Source organism: Pengzhenrongella phosphoraccumulans, assembly GCF_045689905.1.
GTDB classification, from domain to species: domain Bacteria; phylum Actinomycetota; class Actinomycetes; order Actinomycetales; family Cellulomonadaceae; genus Pengzhenrongella; species Pengzhenrongella phosphoraccumulans.
The window spans coordinates 4,866,229-4,882,190 of record NZ_CP144210.1 but is presented as its reverse complement, the minus strand read 5'-3'; the positions used below and the strand labels follow the sequence as shown (position 1 = coordinate 4,882,190).

20 protein-coding genes are annotated in these 15,962 nt (G+C 69.8%); 10 read left to right on the top strand and 10 right to left on the bottom strand.

Translation table 11 applies throughout. The annotated features are described in order from the left end of the window. Positions 1–48: 48 nt before the first annotated feature. From VTA80_RS22705 to VTA80_RS22695, 3 genes are all read right to left on the bottom strand, one after another. Positions 49–813, bottom strand: a complete 765-nt coding sequence (locus VTA80_RS22705) for a phosphatase PAP2 family protein (RefSeq protein WP_407343330.1) — start codon at positions 811–813, stop codon at positions 49–51. Positions 814–1,121: 308 nt separating this feature from the next. Next, entirely contained in the window at positions 1,122–1,541 is a 420-nt protein-coding gene (locus VTA80_RS22700; RefSeq protein WP_407343329.1) for a BlaI/MecI/CopY family transcriptional regulator, read from the bottom strand. Beyond that, positions 1,534–2,091, bottom strand: coding sequence for a hypothetical protein (locus VTA80_RS22695; protein ID WP_407343328.1), 558 nt, complete (start codon positions 2,089–2,091; stop codon positions 1,534–1,536). The genes VTA80_RS22700 and VTA80_RS22695 overlap by 8 nt, the downstream gene beginning before the upstream one ends. 259 nt (positions 2,092–2,350) lie before the next feature. On the opposite strand from VTA80_RS22695, the gene VTA80_RS22690 reads away from it, so the two are divergent. Continuing rightward, on the top strand, positions 2,351–3,808 hold the full coding sequence (locus VTA80_RS22690; protein ID WP_407343327.1) for an NAD(P)/FAD-dependent oxidoreductase: 1,458 nt from the start codon (positions 2,351–2,353) through the stop codon (positions 3,806–3,808). Positions 3,809–3,877: 69 nt separating this feature from the next. After that, positions 3,878–4,024 carry a hypothetical protein gene (locus VTA80_RS22685; protein ID WP_407343326.1) on the top strand — a complete coding sequence of 49 codons (147 nt, stop codon included), beginning with the start codon at positions 3,878–3,880 and terminating at the stop codon, positions 4,022–4,024. 236 nt (positions 4,025–4,260) lie between these two features. Here the strand turns inward: VTA80_RS22685 and VTA80_RS22680 are convergent, their stop codons facing one another. Then, positions 4,261–4,992 carry a DUF2202 domain-containing protein gene (locus tag VTA80_RS22680; RefSeq protein WP_407343325.1) on the bottom strand — a complete coding sequence of 244 codons (732 nt, stop codon included), beginning with the start codon at positions 4,990–4,992 and terminating at the stop codon, positions 4,261–4,263. 165 nt (positions 4,993–5,157) lie between these two features. On the opposite strand from VTA80_RS22680, the gene VTA80_RS22675 reads away from it, so the two are divergent. Beyond that, on the top strand, positions 5,158–5,847 hold the full coding sequence (locus tag VTA80_RS22675) for a response regulator transcription factor (RefSeq protein WP_407343324.1): 690 nt from the start codon (positions 5,158–5,160) through the stop codon (positions 5,845–5,847). Next, positions 5,847–7,223 carry an ATP-binding protein gene (locus tag VTA80_RS22670; RefSeq protein WP_407343323.1) on the top strand — a complete coding sequence of 459 codons (1,377 nt, stop codon included), beginning with the start codon at positions 5,847–5,849 and terminating at the stop codon, positions 7,221–7,223. Before VTA80_RS22675 ends, VTA80_RS22670 begins: the two co-directional genes overlap by 1 nt. Positions 7,224–7,393: 170 nt before the next feature. Here VTA80_RS22670 and VTA80_RS22665 read toward each other — a convergent pair whose 3' ends face one another. The 3 genes from VTA80_RS22665 to VTA80_RS22655 are packed head-to-tail and all read right to left on the bottom strand — an operon-like array spanning position 7,394 to position 9,665. Then, positions 7,394–8,815, bottom strand: coding sequence for an MFS transporter (locus VTA80_RS22665; protein WP_407343322.1), 1,422 nt, complete (start codon positions 8,813–8,815; stop codon positions 7,394–7,396). A 12-nt stretch (positions 8,816–8,827) separates the two neighbouring features. Further along, positions 8,828–9,340, bottom strand: coding sequence for a prolipoprotein diacylglyceryl transferase family protein (locus VTA80_RS22660; RefSeq protein ID WP_407343321.1), 513 nt, complete (start codon positions 9,338–9,340; stop codon positions 8,828–8,830). Then, a complete protein-coding gene (locus VTA80_RS22655) occupies positions 9,294–9,665 on the bottom strand; it encodes a prolipoprotein diacylglyceryl transferase family protein (protein ID WP_407343320.1) in 372 nt (123 codons plus the stop codon). The genes VTA80_RS22660 and VTA80_RS22655 overlap by 47 nt, the downstream gene beginning before the upstream one ends. A gap of 132 nt (positions 9,666–9,797) precedes the next feature. Between VTA80_RS22655 and VTA80_RS22650 the strand changes: the two genes are divergently transcribed. Next, positions 9,798–10,250: a MarR family winged helix-turn-helix transcriptional regulator gene (locus tag VTA80_RS22650; RefSeq protein WP_407345840.1), complete on the top strand. Its 453-nt coding sequence runs from the start codon at positions 9,798–9,800 to the stop codon at positions 10,248–10,250. A 77-nt stretch (positions 10,251–10,327) separates the two neighbouring features. Here VTA80_RS22650 and VTA80_RS22645 read toward each other — a convergent pair whose 3' ends face one another. Beyond that, the gene (locus VTA80_RS22645; RefSeq protein ID WP_407343319.1) at positions 10,328–10,552 is read right to left on the bottom strand and encodes a hypothetical protein; all 225 of its coding nucleotides are present in this window, start codon (positions 10,550–10,552) and stop codon (positions 10,328–10,330) included. Between the two features lie 233 nt (positions 10,553–10,785). Between VTA80_RS22645 and VTA80_RS22640 the strand changes: the two genes are divergently transcribed. The 3 genes from VTA80_RS22640 to VTA80_RS22630 all read left to right on the top strand — a co-directional run bounded on the left by VTA80_RS22640 (position 10,786) and on the right by VTA80_RS22630 (position 13,843). Further along, positions 10,786–12,162, top strand: a complete 1,377-nt coding sequence (locus VTA80_RS22640; RefSeq protein WP_407343318.1) for a rhodanese-like domain-containing protein — start codon at positions 10,786–10,788, stop codon at positions 12,160–12,162. A gap of 44 nt (positions 12,163–12,206) precedes the next feature. Further along, a complete protein-coding gene (locus VTA80_RS22635; RefSeq protein ID WP_407343317.1) occupies positions 12,207–13,028 on the top strand; it encodes a sulfite exporter TauE/SafE family protein in 822 nt (273 codons plus the stop codon). 65 nt (positions 13,029–13,093) lie between these two features. Next, entirely contained in the window at positions 13,094–13,843 is a 750-nt protein-coding gene (locus VTA80_RS22630; RefSeq protein ID WP_407343316.1) for a PIG-L deacetylase family protein, read from the top strand. Between the two features lie 16 nt (positions 13,844–13,859). Here the strand turns inward: VTA80_RS22630 and VTA80_RS22625 are convergent, their stop codons facing one another. Further along, entirely contained in the window at positions 13,860–14,627 is a 768-nt protein-coding gene (locus VTA80_RS22625) for a sigma-70 family RNA polymerase sigma factor (protein ID WP_407343315.1), read from the bottom strand. Positions 14,628–14,645: 18 nt separating this feature from the next. Continuing rightward, positions 14,646–14,867 (bottom strand): DUF2892 domain-containing protein, encoded by a 222-nt coding sequence (locus VTA80_RS22620; protein WP_407343314.1) that lies wholly within the window; start codon positions 14,865–14,867, stop codon positions 14,646–14,648. Positions 14,868–15,084: 217 nt separating this feature from the next. Here VTA80_RS22620 and trxA point away from each other — a divergent pair, with 217 nt between their 5' ends. Together trxA and VTA80_RS22610 are read left to right on the top strand one after the other, a co-directional pair. Continuing rightward, positions 15,085–15,465 (top strand): thioredoxin, encoded by a 381-nt coding sequence (gene trxA, locus VTA80_RS22615; RefSeq protein WP_407343313.1) that lies wholly within the window; start codon positions 15,085–15,087, stop codon positions 15,463–15,465. 133 nt (positions 15,466–15,598) lie between these two features. After that, positions 15,599–15,862 (top strand): metal-sensitive transcriptional regulator, encoded by a 264-nt coding sequence (locus VTA80_RS22610; protein WP_407345839.1) that lies wholly within the window; start codon positions 15,599–15,601, stop codon positions 15,860–15,862. Positions 15,863–15,962 lie beyond the last annotated feature (100 nt).

Below are 15,962 nucleotides of genomic sequence, written 5' to 3'. Positions count from 1 at the left end.
ACAACGTGAGACCGCAAGAACCTCGCCCAGACGGTCAGGTTTCTGCGGTTACGGCGATGTGGTCAAGGGGTCACTGGGGGCGTCGTTGTCTGCAACCGGTCGCGGCGTCGGTGGGCCGAACAATGGCTTTCGGGCCCGCTCGGGCAGCAGCGGGTCGATCAGGATCACGATTCCGAGGATCGCTACCGCCAGGGTCATCGAGGCGGTGACGTCGGTGAACCAGTGGTAACCCAGATACAGCCGACTCGTCGCGACGGCCACCGTCCCGAATCCGCTCACGACGAGCCCGACCAGGGCGACCGGCAGGGTCGGCCGCCAGGTCCAGCACAGGTAAGCACCCACGAGCAGGAAGACCGCGGCCCCGAGCGTGTGACCGGACGGGAACGCGAAGTTGAGCTCCGGGGGGGAGATCATCTGGCTCACCGGTGGGCGCGGTCGCGCGACGAGCACCTTGATCGTTGTCGACGTGGCCACGGCGAGCACCATGGCCCCGCCTAGGAGCAGGCTGGGACGGACCAGCCGGGTTCGCCACACCAGCACGATCACGATGACCGCGACCACGGTGGCGAGCACGGGCGGGTCAGCGAGCCAGGAGATGCGCGCGAAGACGGCCGTGAGGGTGCCGGTCCGGTGCGCCAGGAGCCAATTGAGCGCGGGGGAATCCCACTCGCTGAGGTCGGACCGTTCGCGGACCCCGTCGAGCAACACCGCGAAAAGCGCAAGACCGGCAAAGCCCAGTCCTGCACCGATGACGGCTGACTGGCGTCTGGGCGGTCGGATGCTCCGCGGGGCGACGATCAGGGCTGCAGCCATCAGAGCATCCTCGGTGACCAACCTGACAGTGACCTGACCGCTCGAGTTCATCCCGCTTGCGCCGTCGACTCCTGCGTGGCGCTCGTGATGATCCATGTAAACGTGTGCGCTCTCAAACGCGATGGAGGCCCGGCGAGGCCGCAACCGGTCCAGTGCTTGCCGCCGTCGGCATGACGCCGAGGGGTCGCTGCTTGATGACGACAGATTGGACGTGGTCTAGCTTCGCGCTAAGGATTGCGTCGGCTCAATGAACGATCTCGTCCGGGCGCGGTTGCACCCTCATGTCTATCGAGCGAGCAGCGCCGCGTTCAAGAGGCCGGGGGGTTCCGCGGGCTGGTCGAGTCGGCCAGGTCGACGTCGGTGGGGGCAGCCAGGAGGCCCCGCAGCAGCGCGGAATCGTGGTCGGACATGTTCTGCACGAAGTGCAGGAACGCCGCCGCTCGGTCCTGGCTTGCCGTCAGCGCCTCGGACATGATCCCGGCGGCGTACTGGCTCCTGGACTGGAGTGGGCGGTAGGCCCAGGTGCGGTCGACGGAGATCCGTTCGACCATCACTTTCTTCACGAGGTTGGTCAGGACCGTGGCGACCGTCGTGTACGCGAGTGTGTGGGACGTCAGATGCTGCAGCACCTCGCGGGTGCACAGCTCATCGGGGCAGTCCCACAGGATGTCCATGACCTCTTGCTCGAGGGGTCCGAGCCGGGGCACGGCGGCGCGTGGTTCAGGCACGGGTCACCGCCGGAGTGGGGGAGCCGACGAGCCTTGCACGGCACAGGACCTGACCGCGCAGGCGCATCAGCAGTGCGCCCGCGGTCGTCGCCAGGGCGGTCGCTGCGAGGTAGGGCTGGGCCGGGGCGAACCAGGTCAGGGCGCCGGAGTACCCGAGCGCGAGCAGGGCGAGCTTGTTGCATACCGGGCAGCCGACGGCGAACCACGTCAGGGCGCCGCCGACCATCCCGAACTTGCTCGGCGCGTCCATGGGCCCCTCGGCCTCCGGGACGTCGTCCGCGACTCGGCTTTGGCGCAGGTAGGTCGTGGCAAGCATCCCAGCGAGGATTGAGGTCGCGATCCAGACCGGGTAGTTCCAGGCGACCACGGGGATCTCCCGGCCGAAGACGGGGTTGGGGATCAGCACGGTCGGGAACCCGATCAGCAGGGCGAAGCCCACGCTGAACCCGGCCGCGGCGACATACTGCCGCCTCGTCCAGCCGCGCAGAGCTAGGGCACTGGCGTCGAGCGTGCGTCGGGGCTCGGTCGAGAAGGCGCGAGGTTGCTGCATGCGGCCACTATGCCGCATAGAGCCTCACTATTTCACCTAGTAGTGGCGGTGGAGTGGTGGCCCGTCCACTCGGGTGAGTGACCGGGCCGATTTGCCTGTGCGGCGCCGGGTGCGTCGGTAGTGTGCGAGGGAAGCTCGAGGGTGAGCCCCATCGATGTCTCGCCGACAGCGGGATCGCGCGGCGACTTGGTGAGACTCCCGGGGGACGTCGACGAGCGTGTTCGTCCGAACGCGCGAACAGTCAGTCTGGGGAGAAGTCATGGCACGAGTTGTCATCCTTGGTGCAGGTGTTTCGGGGCATACGGCGGCGTTGCATCTGCGGCGTCTGCTGGGCCGGGAGCACGAGGTCGTGGTGGTCTCGCCGAAGGCGGACTGGAACTGGATCCCGTCGAACATCTGGGTCGGGGTCGGGCGGATGCCCGTGCGCAAGGTCGTCTTTCCGCTGGCCCCGATCTACCGCCGGCAGCGGATCGACTTCCGGCAGGCCAAGGCCGTGGCGATCCGGCCGGAGGGCGACGGCGCGAGCGACCGGGGCGCCGTCGACATCGTGTACACCGACAGCACCCGGGACGGTCAGACCGAGAAGCTGACCTACGACTACCTGATCAACGCGACGGGGCCGAAGCTCAACTTCGCGGCCACCCCGGGTCTCGGCCCGGACGGCCACTCGTGGTCGGTGTGCACACCGGAGCACGCGGTCGAGGCCGCGCGCGCCTTCGAGGCGGTCAAGGACAAGCTGCGGGCCGGTCAGCGTCAGCGCCTGGTGGTCGGCGTCGGGCACGGGATGTGCACGTGCGAGGGGGCGGCGTTCGAGTACGCGTTCAACGTGGAGCACGAGCTGCGCGAGGCGGGGCTGCGGGACCTGGCCGAGGTGGTGTACCTGACCAACGAGCACGAGCTCGGGGACTTCGGGGTCGGGGGCATGACGTTCACCCAGAACGGCTTCGTGACCTCGAGCCAGCTGTGGACCGAGTCGTTGTTCCGCGAGCGGTCGGTCAAGGCGATCGTCGGGGCGCACGTCGAGCGGGTCGAGGAGGGCAAGCTCTCCTACGAGACGTTGGACGGGGCGCAGGAGACCCTCGAGTTCGACTTCGCGATGCTGCTGCCACCGTTCCGCGGCGCGGACCTGCAGGCGTTCGACCGCGCAGGCGAGGAGATCACGAGCGATCTCTTCGCGCCCAACGGTTTCCTCCGGGTCGACGCCGACTATGCCCCGAAGGCGTACGAGGACTGGCGCGCGGCCGACTGGCCGAGCACCTACCAGAGCCCCCGCTACGCGAACCTGTTCGGTATCGGGATCGCGTTCGCCCCGCCGCACGCCATCTCCCGCCCCCGGACCAGCCCTCGCGGGACCGTGATCGCGCCCGCCCCGCCCCGGACCGGGATGCCGTCCGGCGTCATGGGCCGCGAGGTCGCCTACAGCATCGTCGACATGATCACCCACGGTGCCACCTCGCCGACCCATACGGCCTCGATGAGCTCGATGGGTGCGGCCTGCGTCGCGTCCGCCGGCACGGGTCTACGGACCGGTAGCGCGGCCGCGATGACGATGTACCCGGTCGTGCCGGACTACCTACGGTTTCCCGGCGCCGGGCGCAGCGGACCCGACACCTATGGCGAGATCGGGCTCGCGGGGCACTGGATCAAGCACATGCTGCACTACCTGTTCATCTACAAGGCCAAGGCGCGACCAGGCTGGCGCTTCATCCCGGAGTAGCTCGCCGCGCGCCTTACATCGGCATCGAGCCGCGCACCTATCGCTTGCCCCGACCTGAGGGAGGATGAAATGGACAGCATCGACGAGAGAATTGCTGCGGCCCCGTTGCCGACCGAGCGGACGCTCCGCCAGCGCAAGTCTGTCCTTGCGCAGCTCTGGAGGTTCGCCCTGATCAACGTCCGCATGATTCGCATGGTGCGCAAGGGCCACCACTAGGTCGAGCCTGGAGCCTGTGCTGCCGGGCGTGTCGACGTTTCCGTTGCCGGCGAGCGACCTTTGCTGCGCTCACGGTTCTCCCGTGCGAGGGCGGCAGGACGCGTAGCGTCAAGTGTTGTCCCGGATGCATATTCGCCCCTGCAGGTTGCCGCCGGGACATGACGACGCGCCCGTCCTCTTCATGGGAGAACGGGTGCGTCGTCGTGGTCAAGGCGAGGCAGTTTCGCCGAGCAAAGTCAGCCGCCGAAGGCGGCCAGGTGCCGTTCCGACCCCGCGAGGAGGTTGGCGTACACCTGCTCGACGTCGGGTGCGACCAGGTCGGCTGCGGCTGCCTTGAGGTCGGCGATGTCCGTCTGCTCGATCAGGACCCCGACCTCGTACGCGGCGGCCAGGTCGACTGAACCGGCGGCGAGCTGGGTGTCGTATTGCGCCTGGAATTCCGCGCTTGCGAAGGTCCCGGCCGCGAGCCCGGCCGTCGGGTCCGCGATCTCGTACCGGTCGAGCAGGATCCGCACCTCGGTCAGGTGCTGGGTCTCGGCGGCGGCGATCCGGTCGAACACCCGCACCGAGTACGAGTCCCCCAGCGCCACGTACAGGTCGTGCGCCAGCTTCTCATCCTCGGCAACCGCGGCAAGGGCGGACCTCTGGGCGTCCGTCAGAGTGCCGCTGGCGACGTCGGTGAGGTCGGCGTCCGTGCCGGTCCCCATCCCGGCGCCGCGACCCTGACCGGCGGTGCCTTGACCGGCTGTGCCCTGACCGTTCCGGCCCGAGCCGACGCCCGACCGGGTGCCGAGCCAAGTACCGGATCCATCGCACGTGCCCGCCACCTGGGTGCTCTGCGGGTCAGGGGTGGCCTGGCCTGACGCGGGGCCGCCGCGCTGACCGGCAGCCAGGCTGGGGGAGGCGAGCAGGGCGGTGGCGAGAACGCCGCTGGCGATGACTGTGGCGACACGAGCTCTGGTGCGCATGAGGTGCTCCTTGGTGGGTCTGGATGTGAGTACGACCTCACTGTGGGCTCGGGATCTGTGGTGCTGTTGGGATGGGTGTGGAGGCGGTGTGGATTTTCCCGGCCGAACCCCGCGAGCGGCGGGGCGAGGGGCGCCGGACGTCGTCGGGCACGCGAGGATGGGCCCATGCCCACCGTGCTGGTCGTCGAGGACGAACGTGACATCCGCGAGGTGCTGCGCCGGTACCTGGAGCGCGCGGGCCTGTCGGTGCTGACCACCGGGACGGGGGCCGAGGCCCTTCGGCTGCTCAGCTCAGCGCCGCCCGACCTCGTGGTGCTCGACCTGGGCCTGCCCGACATCGACGGGGCGGACGTGCTGCGGGAGATCCACGCCGCGGGCCACCCCCCGGTCATCGTGCTGACCGCACGCAGCGCGCTGGAGGACCGCATCCACGGCCTCGAGCTGGGCGCCGACGACTACGTGACGAAGCCCTTTAGCCCCGCCGAGGTGGTCCTCCGCGTCCAAGCGGTGCTGCACCGCTCCGGCCAGGGCGCCCAGGGCAGCCCGACGACGTTCGGCGCCGGCCGGTTGCGTATCGACGAGGCACGGCATGAGGCGTGGCTGGACGACCGCGCGCTCGAGCTGACCCCGACGGAGTGGGGCCTGCTGGTGGCACTCGCCGCGGCCCCGGAACGGGTGTTCTCCCGCTACGAGCTGGTCAACCGGGTTCGGGGGTATGAGTACGCCGGTTACGAGCGGACGATCGATTCTCACGTGAAGAACCTGCGGCACAAGCTTGGGGCCGACGGCGCCGACGTGCTCGAGACCGTGCTCGGTGTCGGGTATCGGCTGCGTCTGCGGCGTGACGAGCCGTGATGAGCTCCTCACGCCTGGGGCCGCTCGGGCGGCGGTTGCTGCTCGCGTTCATCCTGGTCGCGATCTCCTCGGTGGTCGTGCTGAGCGTCGCGGCGCTGATCGGCGTCGGGCGGGGCTTCCAGGCAGCCCAGGAGGCGGACCGCCAACGCGCGACGACCGCTTCGGCGGCGGAGGCCGGGCGGGCGTACGAGCGGGCCGACGGCTGGGCCGGCGCCGACCTGGACCGCGCCGGCGCGGTGGCCGAGGACGCTGGTGCCCGGCTGTTCGTCCAGGACGAGTCGGGGGCGCCGGTGGGTGGTGGTGCCGGTGAAGGTATCGCCGGTCAGGGGCAGGGCAACGGTCAGGGTGGTGGCCCGGCCGGCGGAGTGGGGGTGTTCGAGGCCCCGGTCGTGGTGGCCGGGTCAGTAGTCGGGACGACCCGACTGGTGTTCACCGCAGCGGCCAGCACGGGGGCGCGCGACATCGCCTGGTCCTGGATCGCGGCGGCCGCGCTCGTGGCCCTCGTGGTCGCGGTCGGTGCGAGCTGGATCGTCACGCGGCTCCTCACCCGACCGATCGACGCCATGGCGTCCGCGGCGCGGGCCTTCGCCGCGGGTGACCGGCAGGCCCGTGCCGGGGCGCGCGGGCCGGGTGAGCTCGGTGACCTGGCCCGCGCGTTCGACTCCATGGCGGACACGGTCGCGCGCTCCGAGCAGGAGCGACGCAACCTCACGGCCGATGTCGCGCACGAGCTGCGCACCCCACTCGCCGCCCTGCAGGCGGGGCTGGAGGAGTTGCGCGACGGCCTGGTCCCGGCGACGCCGGCCGGACTTGCCGGGCTTCACGACCAGGCGCTGCGGCTCGGCCGGGTCGTGAGCGATCTTGCCGAGCTGTCGGCAGCCGAGGCGGGTGGGCCCGCGGTGCAGCGTTCCGAGGTGGACCTGTGCCAGGTCGCTCGCGTAGAGCTGGTCGCGCACGACTCCCAGTTGCGCGCGGCCGGACTCACAGTGGGTAGCGCCCTCGACGGACCGATTCTGGTGATTGCCGATTCCGACCGGTTGCACCAGGCAGTAGGCAATCTGCTCGCCAACACGGCCAGGTACTGCCGACCGGGGGACGAGGTCACCCTCGCGGTCCGGGTCGACAATGACCGGGCGGTGCTCGAGGTCTCCGACACCGGTCCGGGCATCCCTGCCGACGAGCTGCCGCACATCTTCGACCGGCTTTGGCGAGGCCGCGCCGCGGAACAGGTCGCCGGCTCGGGCATCGGGCTGGCGGTCGCCCGTGAGATCGTCACCGCCCACGGCGGCACCATCGCAGCGACCTCGCCCGCCAATGGGGGCACCACCGTCACGATCCGCCTGCTCGTGAGCTCGAGCGCGCGGCGTCGAATCTGAGCCCGATGTTCGGGCCCAGGGACAGTCCAGCAGCCCGGACCTGACGATGCGGTCCAGGCGGCGGGGCGTTGGCTGTCAGGCCTGGTGGATCGTGAGGTGGAGGCGATCACCGGTGCTGTCGCGGTCCTGCAGGCGGGACCCCGCATTGGCGGACAGTGCGGCGAGTGACGTTAGGTGGTTGCTGGTGCCGACGGGTGCGCCTCGGGCTGCAACCGGCTGGACAGGAGCATGACGGCGGCCGCGAGGGTCAGCAGGGTCACAGCGGCGCGGGGTCCGTCGAGCGGCCCAGCGCCGTCGGGGCGTAGGTGAAGCGCGAGGGTCACCAGGGCGACACCCAGCGCTGTGCCGAGGCTGCGGGTCATGTTCAACAGGCCGCCGCCGGTGCCAGCGGCGCCGGCGGGGATCGCGAGCATGACGACGGTGTTGTTCGCGGGGGTGAAGATCCCCAACGCCACGCCGAGGATTCCCAGCAGCGGGATCAGCCAGGTTGCGGTCAACGGCACCGCGATCAGCGCCCCGAGGCTGGCCAGTGCGAGCGTTGCGCCGAAGCTGGCTCGACGCCGGTTCGACCATCCCGTTGGGAGAAGTCGTGCGCCGGTCGTGGCGGCAAGTGCGAATCCTGCGGGGAGTGCCGTCAGGACGAGACCGGCGTGCAGTTCGGACGAGCCCGCCGCGGTCAGGACGATCGGGACCAGGACCAGTGGCCCGAACAGCACGAGGTAGCTGCTCAGCGCTCCGAGCAGACCTGTGCTGATGGTTCGGTCGCGCACGAGTGTCGGGTCGAGCAGGGGCGCGGCGGCGTAGTTTTCACGCAGGATGAACCCGACCACGCCGGTCGCGCTGAGGAGCAGCAGCACTGCCGGGGCCCAGTCGGGCAGCCCGAGCCCCGACACGGCCGCGATGCCGAGCAACCCCGAGGTGGTGGCGGTGGTGAGCAGGAGGACGCCAGGGAGGTCCCAGCCCTCGAGGGGGATGAGCGACCGGCTTCTGGGCAGGAAGAACACCCCGGCGACAATCGCGAGGATCCCGACGGGGACGTTGATGCCGAAGACCCATCGCCAGCCGAGAGTTGCAACCAGCACCCCTCCCACGGTGGGACCCAGGGCGAGGCCGATGGCTTGGGCTGCGGCCTGGATCCCGAGTGCGGTGCGCACTCGTCCGTGCGGGGCGCTGGTCACGACGAGGGCCACGCTGTTGGCCTGCAGCATGGCCGCGCCGATCCCTTGCACGACCCGGAAGGCGATCAGCATGCCCAGCGATGTGGACAGGCCGCAGGCCGCCGACGCTGCGGTGAACACGACGAACCCATGCAGGTACAGCAGCTTGCGTCCGCGGGCGTCGGCCAGTCGCCCGACCGGGATCAGCAGTGTCGCCAGCGTGAGCAGGTAGGCCAGGGACACCCATTGGACCGCGGCCAAGGAGGAGTTGAACTCGGTGCCCAAGGGTCGGTACGTCAGGGTGACGATGCTCGCGTCGAGTTGGCCCATGAACGCGCCGAGGCACACCGTTGCCACGGCCAACCACCCCGCGCCCGACCAGCGGCGGATCCGGACGGGGCGGGCGCGCTCTTGGGTGAGCAGACGAAGGATCACGGCTGGCTCCGATCAGGACGGCGTGAGCGCTCGCGCGGGAGGGGGTGTCGGGGTCCGGGTGCGAGGCCTGCGGAGCAGCAGGAAGCCCACAGCCGCCGCGAGCACGACGAGGCTGGTCCAGTCGTTGAGCCGCAGCCCGAGGAAGTGGTTGGCGGGGTCGATCCGCAGCGCCTCAATCCACGCACGGCCCACCGTGTAGGCGGCGACGTAGAGCGCGAACAGTCGCCCGTCGCGCAAGGCGAACCGGCGCCCAGCCCACACCAGGAGCACCGCAACACCGATGTCCCACAGCGACTCGTACAGGAAGGTTGGCTGGTACAGCCCGATGCTCGGCGTGGCCAGCGGTCGGTTCGCGGGGTCGATCGCGAGTGCCCACGGCAGTGTGGTCGGGCCGCCGAAGAGCTCCTGGTTGAAGTAGTTGCCCCAGCGGCCAATCCCCTGCGCGAGCACCAGACCAGGGGCGACGGCGTCGGCGAAATCAGCGAACCGGATTCCCGCACGGCGACACCCGATCCATGCGCCCACTGCGCCGAGCGCGACAGCCCCCCCAGATCCCGAGCCCGCCGTCCCAGATGTAGAGCGCTCGAATCGGGTGTTGTCCTGCCGTGAAGTAGAGCTCGGGGTCAGTGATCACGTGATAGATCCGGCCGCCGACGATGCCGAAGGGCACCGCCCAGAACACGACGTCGAGCACATCGTCGGGCGACCCGCCTTCGGCGACCCACCGCCGTTGGGTCCACCAGGTCGCCAAGACAATCCCGGTCAGGATGCACAGTGCATATGCGCGGATGGGAACGGGGCCGAGGTGCCACACCGACTGTGGAGGGCTGGGCAGGTAGGCGAAGATCATCCGTCCCTCATCGGTCGACTATTTGCATCTGAGGCAGACATAGTCGCACACCGATCGAAACTCGTTATGCTGATCACTATGGCGGCTGCAGCACGTGACCTCTTACTCTCACGCAAGGTGGGAGTCGTGGCCATGGAGCTCACCGAGGTCGTGACGCGGCTGCGTCGGGCACTGCGGACCAGCATTCGTACCGACTACTCGTGGGAAGCCCTGCCCATGGCTCGCGTCGAGCTGTTGTTGGCGCTCCAGGAGCATCAGCCCGTCCGCGTCGGTCAGCTCGCCAACCTGCTGCGGCTCGCCCCGAACACCGTCAGCGGCTTGGTGCAGGCCGTCGTCGAGTCGGGACTGGTCACCCGGGCACCCGACCCCGCCGACCGGCGCGTCGCGGTCGTGGAGCTCACCGCCGCCGGCCACCAACAGCTCGCCGACTGGGAACGGGCCCACCAACAGCGGATCGGGGACGCGCTCAGCCGCCTCCCTGCGGCTGACCAGGCGAGCATTCGCGCTGCCCTGCCCGCGCTCGCCCTCCTCGTGGACCACCTCGCAGCCCCCGACCTCAAGGCCGATCCAGAGGGCTCCGCCTAGTTCCCGACGTTCGGGTTCGGCGACAGACCAGCCGCCTGGATCCGACGATGCGGGTCCAGGCGGCAGGGTGTTGACCGTCAGGCCTGGTGGATCCTGAGGTGGAGGTGATCACCGGTGGTGTCGCGGTCCTGCAGGCGGGCTCCGGTTCCGTCGCACGTGCCGACCTGCTGGGACGTCTGCTGCCCCTTGCCGGCCACCGCGCTGGCTGCCTGGCCGCTCGCGGCCAGGCCCGGGGAGGCCATCAGGACGGTGGCGACAACGCCGGTGGCGACGGTGGCGGCGATCCGAGTCTTCGTACGCATGATGTGCTCCCTCACTGGTTGATACATGTGCTCTCAACCTGCGTCGGGGCTCTGCAGACTCTTTGCAAGGCGTGTGGAGGCTGTGTGGAGGTCACCGAAACGCGAGCGGTGGGGTGTCGGAATGCCCGAGGGCGCGTCCCCGTTGTAGGCTGCAAGATACCCCTAGGGGTATCTTGCCCGGTTTGTTGAGACCCCATCGGTCTGCTCGCTCGGACCCGAAAGGCTGTCGCACCATGGCCACCACGATCATTGCCGTTGAGACTCCGTCCCTGGGGGACCGCAGCTATCTCGTCCACGACGGGCAGGTCGCGTTTGTCGTCGATCCCCAGCGGGACACCGACCGGATGCTGGCGGCTGCTGCTGCCGCCGGGGTGCGGATCACGCACGTGTTCGAGACGCACATCCACAATGACTACCTCACGGGCGGGTTCGCCCTGGCCCAGCAGACCGGGGCGCAGTACCTGGTCAATGCCGACGACGACGTGTCCTTCGAGCGGGTGCCGGTGCGCGGCGGCGACGTCGTGGAGGTCAGCCCCGAGCTCCGGGTGCGGGTCGTGCACACCCCGGGTCACACCTTCACGCACCTGTCCTATGTGCTGGAAGGTGAGAACTCCGCGGTGTTCTCGGGCGGATCACTGCTGTTCGGGTCCACCGGTCGTCCCGACCTGCTCGGTCCCGAGCACACTCATGAACTGGCGCACCACCAGTACGCCTCCACGCGTGCACTCGCCGAGGGACTCTCCGATGACACCGCAGTGATGCCGACCCACGGCTTCGGCAGCTTCTGTTCTGCGACCTCCACGACATCCGGCGCGACCGGATCCACCATCGGGCACGAACGGCTGGTCAACCCCGCCTTGCGGGAGGCCGAGGACGACTATGTCGCGCAGATCGTCGCGGGCCTGGATGCGTACCCGGCGTACTACGTCCACATGGGTCCGGCCAACGCCCGCGGGCCCGCCGCGGTGGATCTGGGTGCGCCGCGCCGGGCAGACAAGGCGGAGCTCCGCCGGCGCCTGGAGGCGGGGGAGTGGCTCGTCGACCTGCGCAACCGCACCGCGTTCGCCGCCGGTCATGTCACGGGCACCTTGAACTTCGGGCTCGACGGCCAGTTCGCGACGTACCTCGGCTGGCTCATTCCCTGGGGCACCCCCGTGACGCTGCTCGGAGAGAGCGCCGAGCAGGTCGCCGAGGCCCAGCGCGAGCTGGTAAGGATCGGCATCGATTCCCCGGTCGCGGCAGCCACCGGCTCGCCGCGGGACTGGAGCGACGACCCGCTCGCGCGCTTCGAGCGAGCCACCTTCGCCGACCTCGCCCAGGTCCGCCACCACCGCCCGGTCACGATCCTCGACGTGCGCCGCGAGAGTGAATGGCGGTCCGCTCGCATCGACGGTGCGTTCCATCTCCCGATCCACGACCTGCTCCAGCGACTGGACGAGGTCCCCGATGGCGAGATCTGGATCCACTGCGCGGGTGGCTACCGAGCCTCGATCGCCGCCTCCGTCCTGGTGGCAGCGGGGCGTCACGTGGTCGCCGTCGACGACTCCTTCGACGATCACGCAGCCAGCGCCGGGTTAACGCTGGTGTCGGGGCTTGTGATGACGAGCTGACGCTTGCTCGCAACACTCGCCCCTAGAGGAAGAAGGACACCTAAGTGCTCGCACTCGTCGTTCCCGTCGGCCTGCTGATCGGACTCAGCCTCGGGGCGCTCGGCGGCGGCGGATCGATCCTCGCGGTGCCCGCACTGGTCTACATCTTCGGTCAGGACTCCCGTGCCGCCACGACGGGGTCGCTGCTGATCGTGGGGGTGACCTCACTGATCGGCCTGATCCCGCACCGCCGCGCGGGTCGCGTGAGTCTGGCCAAGGGTCTGGTCTTCGGCGTCCTGGGGGTGGCCGGTTCCTATGCCGGTTCGCGGCTCTCGACGGCGGTGCCCGAGGCAGTCCTGCTGGCGGGCTTCTCCGTGCTCATGCTCATCGTGGCTGTGCTGATGACGCGCAGGCGCCGCAAGCAGGCTCGCTCCGGAGCAGCGGATGGTGCTGTGAGCCTGGCGAGCGACGAACCCGTGCTGAGGTGGCGGCCCACTTTCGCGTGCGACTGCCCCCGCGTGGCGAGGATCGTGCTGACCGCGACGGGCGTCGGCCTGCTCACTGGCTTCTTCGGGGTAGGGGGAGGCTTCGCGGTCGTGCCCGCCCTCGTGCTCGCGCTCGGGCTGTCGATGCCCTTGGCTGTGGGTACGTCGCTGCTCGTCATCGCCATCAACAGCTTCACCGCGCTGTTCTTTCGCGCCGGCCAGGACGTCACGCTGGACTGGTCGGTGATCGGCGGGTTCACGCTGGCCGCTGTCGCCGGCAGCCTCCTGGGGAGCCGCGTCGTGTCCCGGGTCAGCCCCGCCCGCCTGAGTCTGGCCTTCACGGTGCTCCTCGTCGTGGTCGCGCTGTACACCGCGACCCGAAGCTTCCCCCTGGTGCTCTGAAACAGGCACCACCACCGCTCGATGGCGAGCCGCCCGTGCTGGCCAGGCCCGACGAAAGGACCGCCATGACTGAACCAGCACGCCCGCGCGAGAGTGAGGCCCGCCACCGCGCCGACCGAGTTGAGGATGCGGCACGCGGGGAACTGCCCCTGTGGGCGTCGGTTCTGGTGGTCGTCGCCCACCCCGATGACGAGTCGTTCGGGATGGGCGCCGTGATCGCGCACCTGCTGGCCCACGGCGCCGCCGTGAGCGTCCTGTGCCTGACCCGCGGCGAAGCCTCCACGGTGCACGGCGTGCAAGGTGATCTGAGCGACATCCGCGAGGCGGAGCTGCGCCAGGCCGCGCTCGCACTGGGCGGCGCGGTGGCGGAGCTGCGCGCGTATCGGGACGGGGCGCTTCGCGACGTACCGCTCGAGGTCCTGGTGGGTGAGATCGAGGCGGCCGCCGACAGTTGCGCGGCTCAGGCGTTGCTGGTGTTCGACGTCGCGGGCGTGACGGGGCATCCTGACCACGCCGCCGCGTCACGGGCTGCGGTCGCCTTCGCCGCCCACCGCGGCGTTCCGGTCCTGGCCTGGACCCTGCCCCAACCCGTCGCCGACCAGCTCAACGAGGAGTTCGGCGGCGCGTTCACGGGACACGGGCCGGGCGACATCGACGTGGTCCTGCCGGTGGACCGGTCCCGACAGATGACAGCCATCGCGGCGCACGCGAGCCAGGCTGTCCCGTCGAGCGTCCTGTGGCGGCGGCTGGAGCTCCTGGGGGGCGTCGAGCATCTGCGCTGGGCGCTGCCCGATGAGTCGGCGTCGACGTCCTGACCGCCCGCTGGCCGGCTCACTCGCGCGCGAGAAGCTCGGTGATCCGGTCGGCAAGCGCGGTGGGGACGACGGCGTCGGCGTCGCGCAGCTCACCTAGCGCCGCCCGTGCGCCGACTAGGCCGGCGTACAGCGGCGGACACGTGGGGCACGCCTCGAGGTGGCGCTCCACGAGCGCTCTCTCGGGGGCGGGCAGCTCGTCGTCGAGGTAGTCCGAGACGCGGCTGCGCGCATCCCAGCAACGCAGCGGGACGCCCTGCAGCACGGCGCGTCGCTCGCGCCCCTGCGCGAGGGCGCTGACGAGCATCATCCGGCCCCGGCGTAGGCGTTGCTTCGCAGCCGGCAGCCCAATGCCCTGCACCTCGGCGATCTGGGCAGCGGTCATCCCCTCCGCGTCGTGCAGGACGACGGCGGTCCGGTAGATGACCGGGAGCCGGACCAGTGCGTCCTGGAGCTCCTCGCGGGTCTCGGCCCGCTCGACCACCACGGCGGCGTCCACCGTGTAGGCGTCGTCGTGCCACTGAGCCTCCACCTCGCGCTCGACCTCCCCGGTCGTGTCCTCCCGTGATCGCCGCGCCTGGTCGACGGCGAGGTTGTGCAGGATGCGGTGCAGCCAGGTGCTCAGCGACGACTGCCCGCGGAACGAGTCCGCGCGCTCCAGGGCCCGCAGGAGGGTCTCTTGGACGAGGTCGTCGGCCTGCGCGCTGTGCCGCGAGATGGTGCGGGCGTAGCGCAGCAGGCCGGGGACCTCATCCGCGAGCTGGAGGCGAACGTCGACGGCGGGCACAGCCGAGAGGCTATCCATTCAGCGGCGTGCGGCCGGTGCCCGCGTGATCGTGCTCAGCCCGAAAGGCAGGTACAACGGGCAGGTGCGCACGGCGGACGTCGCCAGCATGACCGCGGCCAAGGCGTAGGCGACCCATGCCAGGGCGCCGGTCGGGCCCACGAGCACGCCCGCGATCACCAGGACGGGCGCCAGGACGAAGGCACGCAGCTTGCGGTCGGTCGATCCGATGTTCTTCTTCATGATGATCTCCCAGGCTTGTCGGTATGCCCCATAGACGGCCGTAGCGGCCGCAGGGATACCGGCAGCCGGTGTGACCTGCATCACGTCCTGCCGTCCAATTCGCGCTGGCACGTCGAGTGTGGCTGATCGCCCCTGCTGCCGAGCCGCCGGAATACCGTTGGCCGTCCGAGGTTATACCCCCTAGGGTATATTTGATTGCACAACCCGAGGAGACGCCATGTCCACCATCAACTTGACCGCCAGCACCTTCGAGCCGACCATCCGGGGCAACGACATCGTCCTGGTCGACTTCTGGGCCGCGTGGTGCGGCCCGTGCCGCCAGTTCGCGCCCATTTTCGACAAGGCGTCCGAGGAGCACGCGGACATCGTGTTCGGCAAGGTCGACACCGAGGCCGAGCAGGTCCTGGCCGGCCAGGCCGGCATCACGTCGATCCCGACCCTGATGGTGTTCCGCGAGAACGTGCTCGTGTTCTCCCAGCCCGGTGCACTACCCGCGGCTTCGCTCGAGCAGGTCATCAGCGGGGTCAAGGGCCTGGACATGGACGACGTCCGCGCCCAGATCGCCGCGCAGGACGACGCCCACCAGACCGTGTCGTGAGGTCGTGATGCAACCCGAGGGCGCCCTGCCGTCGGCTGACGTCGACCCCGGCGCGGGGAGCGAAGGCCCAGTGGTCGGAGAACTGGTCAGCCACACCGCGTCCTGGTTCCGCGGTGAATCCGACGGCGCTGCGATGGAGCTGGACCCGGACCAGATGGGCAAGGTCATCAACCGCCTCAAACGCGCCCAGGGCCAGCTCGCCGGGGTGCTGCGGATGCTCGAGGAGGGCCGGGACTGCGAGGACATCGTCACCCAGATCTCCGCGGTCAGCAAAGCCCTGGACCGCGCCGGGTTCGCAATCATCGCCACCGGCATGCGCCAGTGCATGGTGCAGACCGATGGCAAGCAGACCCTGCACGTCGAAAAGCTCGAGAAACTCTTTCTCTCCATCACCTGACACGGCGGCCGCGCTACGCGCAACGCGGCGGTTCGCGGAAACTGGGCGCGATCGACGTCGGCCCGGAACGATGAGTGCATACCCCCTGGGGTATGATCGG

What these genes read in the sequence shown, in the direction of transcription:
- VTA80_RS22705 (WP_407343330.1), bottom strand. Translation starts at nt 813, where the DNA reads ATGGCTGCAGCCCTGATCGTCGCCCCGCGGAGCATCCGACCGCCCAGA.
- VTA80_RS22695 (WP_407343328.1), bottom strand. Translation starts at nt 2,091, where the DNA reads ATGCAGCAACCTCGCGCCTTCTCGACCGAGCCCCGACGCACGCTCGAC.
- VTA80_RS22690 (WP_407343327.1), top strand. Translation starts at nt 2,351, where the DNA reads ATGGCACGAGTTGTCATCCTTGGTGCAGGTGTTTCGGGGCATACGGCG.
- VTA80_RS22685 (WP_407343326.1), top strand. Translation starts at nt 3,878, where the DNA reads ATGGACAGCATCGACGAGAGAATTGCTGCGGCCCCGTTGCCGACCGAG.
- VTA80_RS22680 (WP_407343325.1), bottom strand. Translation starts at nt 4,992, where the DNA reads ATGCGCACCAGAGCTCGTGTCGCCACAGTCATCGCCAGCGGCGTTCTC.
- VTA80_RS22675 (WP_407343324.1), top strand. Translation starts at nt 5,158, where the DNA reads ATGCCCACCGTGCTGGTCGTCGAGGACGAACGTGACATCCGCGAGGTG.
- VTA80_RS22670 (WP_407343323.1), top strand. Translation starts at nt 5,847, where the DNA reads ATGAGCTCCTCACGCCTGGGGCCGCTCGGGCGGCGGTTGCTGCTCGCG.
- VTA80_RS22655 (WP_407343320.1), bottom strand. Translation starts at nt 9,665, where the DNA reads ATGATCTTCGCCTACCTGCCCAGCCCTCCACAGTCGGTGTGGCACCTC.
- VTA80_RS22650 (WP_407345840.1), top strand. Translation starts at nt 9,798, where the DNA reads ATGGAGCTCACCGAGGTCGTGACGCGGCTGCGTCGGGCACTGCGGACC.
- VTA80_RS22645 (WP_407343319.1), bottom strand. Translation starts at nt 10,552, where the DNA reads ATGCGTACGAAGACTCGGATCGCCGCCACCGTCGCCACCGGCGTTGTC.
- VTA80_RS22640 (WP_407343318.1), top strand. Translation starts at nt 10,786, where the DNA reads ATGGCCACCACGATCATTGCCGTTGAGACTCCGTCCCTGGGGGACCGC.
- VTA80_RS22630 (WP_407343316.1), top strand. Translation starts at nt 13,094, where the DNA reads ATGACTGAACCAGCACGCCCGCGCGAGAGTGAGGCCCGCCACCGCGCC.
- VTA80_RS22620 (WP_407343314.1), bottom strand. Translation starts at nt 14,867, where the DNA reads ATGAAGAAGAACATCGGATCGACCGACCGCAAGCTGCGTGCCTTCGTC.
- trxA (WP_407343313.1), top strand. Translation starts at nt 15,085, where the DNA reads ATGTCCACCATCAACTTGACCGCCAGCACCTTCGAGCCGACCATCCGG.
- VTA80_RS22610 (WP_407345839.1), top strand. Translation starts at nt 15,599, where the DNA reads ATGGAGCTGGACCCGGACCAGATGGGCAAGGTCATCAACCGCCTCAAA.